We start from the raw sequence: 2475 nt of genomic DNA, 5'->3' as shown, positions 1-2475 counted from the left end.
CGGTGGGGGTTCTACGTCGTGCCGCAGTGGAACTTCGACGGCACCCGCGTCGCGGTATGGAACAAGTTCGCGTATCCCAGACCTTTCCCGCGCTATACGCCGGATTTCTCGGTCTGGTGGGTCGACCCCGAACGGGCCGGCGCCATCGCCGCCCGTCAGCGCGGACAGGAGTGACTGCCGACCATGGCCAGCTACGTCGTTCGCCGCCTGCTGTTGATGATCCCGACGCTGTTGGGGATCCTGCTGCTCAATTTCATCATCGTCCAGGCGGCACCGGGCGGCCCCATCGATCAGATGATGGCACGCTTCGAGGGGTTGAGCAGCACCGCGAGCACCGGCCTCGAAGGCGGTGGCGGGGACAGCGTCGGCGGCAACGACTCCCGGCGCCTCCAGGGCGTCAACGACCAGTTGCGCCAGACGCTGACCGAGGAGTTCGGATTCGACAAGCCCGCCTGGGAGCGCTTCGCCCTCATGCTGCGGGACTACGCCACGTTCGATCTCGGCGACAGCCTGTTCCGGGGTCAGCCGGTCGCCACCCTGATTCTGGATCGACTGCCGGTATCGATCTCGCTGGGCCTCTGGACCACCCTGCTCGTCTACCTGATCTCGATCCCGCTGGGCATTCGCAAGGCGCTACGCCATGGCAGCGCGTTCGATATCTGGTCCTCGAGCATCGTGATCGTCGGCTACGCGATCCCCGGATTCCTGTTCGCCATTCTGTTGATCGTGGTGTTCGCCGGGGGCAGCTACCTCAACTGGTTCCCGTTGCGCGGGCTGACCTCGGCCAACTTCGGCGAGCTCTCCCTGCTGGGCAAGATTCAGGACTACTTCTGGCATATCGCGCTGCCCGTCGCCGCCTCGGCGATCGGCAGCTTCGCCACCCTGACCATGCTGACCAAGAACAGTTTTCTGGACGAGATCCACAAGCAGTACGTACTGACCGCCCGCGCCAAGGGGGCTTCCGACCGACGCGTGCTCTACGGCCACGTCTTTCGCAACGCCATGCTGATCATCATCGCCGGCATGCCGGCCGCGTTGATCGGCATCTTCTTCACTGGATCGCTGCTGATCGAGGTGATCTTCTCGCTCAACGGACTGGGCCTGCTCGGTTTCGAGGCCGTCATGCAGCGTGACTACCCGCTGATCTTCGGCACGCTCTATCTCTATACCCTGATCGGTCTGCTGTTGAAACTGGTCTCCGACCTGACCTATGTCTGGGTCGATCCACGCATCGATTTTGCTACCCGGGAGTCGTGATGACACCGAATCGACGTCAGCGGCTCTCGCCGATCACCCGGCGGCGGCTCCAGGTCTTCCGGCACCATGGACGCGCTTACTGGTCGCTGTGGCTCTTCGGGCTGCTGTTCGCGCTCAGCCTCGCGGCGGAGTTGATCGCCAACGACAAGCCGATCGTGATGCAGTATCAGGGAGCGTGGTACTTCCCCATGCTGGTGGATTACCCGGAGACCGAGTTCGACGGCTTCCTCCCCACCACGGCCGATTACCGCGACCCCTTCGTGCGCGAGCAGATCGATCGCCACGGCTGGATGCTGTGGCCCCCGGTCCCCTTCTCCTACCAGACCCTCGATCGCGACATTCAGGGCCCGGTCCCCTCCCCGCCAGATTCACGCCACTGGCTGGGAACCGACGATCAGGGACGGGACGTGTTCGCTCGGGTGCTGTACGGCTTCCGCCTGTCGGTGACATTCGCCCTGGCCCTGACCGTGGGCTCGATCCTGCTCGGCGTGTTCATCGGCGGCGCGCAGGGGTACTACGGCGGCAAGATCGACCTGTTCGGCCAGCGCCTGATCGAGATCTGGTCGGGACTCCCGGTGCTGTTCCTGCTGATCATCCTGGCCAGCCTGGTCGAACCCAATATCTGGTGGCTGCTGGGGATCATGCTGCTGTTCTCCTGGCTGGGCCTGGTCGACATCGTGCGTGCCGAATTCCTGCGCGCCAGGAACCTCGAGTACGTCAGGGCGGCTCGAGCCATGGGCCTGCCTTCCCGGCTGATCATGCGCCGCCATGTGCTGCCCAACGCCATGGTGGCCACGCTGACGTTCATCCCGTTCCTGTTCACCGGCGCCATCACTACGCTGACGGCGCTCGACTTTCTCGGTTTCGGCCTGCCGCCGGGCTCGCCCTCGCTGGGGGAGCTGGTGGCACAAGGCAAGAACAACCTGCAGGCACCATGGCTGGGAATCACGGCCTTCGTTTCTCTGAGCCTGATGCTGTCGCTGCTGGTGTTCATCGGAGAAGGCCTCCGCGACGCCTTCGACCCACGCCATATCGTCACCTCGGCGGCTGCCGCGCGTCCGACGCCAGCGAACCACGACCAGGAAAGTCAGCCATGAGCCAAACGCCCCTGTTCGAACTGCGTCGGTTATCGGTCCACTTCGGCGAGACGCAAGCCGTGTCCGAGCTGGACCTGCATGTGGAGCGTGGCGAGACCGTGGCCATCGTGGGCGAGTCCGG

At 64.4% G+C, this 2475-nt stretch carries 2 protein-coding genes; both read left to right on the top strand.

The genetic code is table 11. The features are described from left to right. Positions 1-183 precede the first annotated feature (183 nt). Positions 184-1257, top strand: a complete 1074-nt coding sequence (locus AC3AYF_RS20095) for a microcin C ABC transporter permease YejB (RefSeq protein ID WP_295036269.1) — start codon at positions 184-186, stop codon at positions 1255-1257. Next, complete coding sequence (locus AC3AYF_RS20090; protein WP_295036268.1) at positions 1257-2354, top strand: ABC transporter permease; 1098 nt, start codon at positions 1257-1259, stop codon at positions 2352-2354. The genes AC3AYF_RS20095 and AC3AYF_RS20090 overlap by 1 nt, the downstream gene beginning before the upstream one ends. The last annotated feature ends 121 nt before the right edge of the window (positions 2355-2475 follow it).

The organism is Salinicola sp. (genome assembly GCF_982684285.1).
This window is presented reverse-complemented; position numbering and strand designations above follow the sequence as displayed.

Coding starts and splice junctions, on each gene's coding strand:
- AC3AYF_RS20090 (WP_295036268.1), top strand. CDS start 1,257: ATGACACCGAATCGACGTCAGCGGCTCTCGCCGATCACCCGGCGGCGG.
- AC3AYF_RS20095 (WP_295036269.1), top strand. CDS start 184: ATGGCCAGCTACGTCGTTCGCCGCCTGCTGTTGATGATCCCGACGCTG.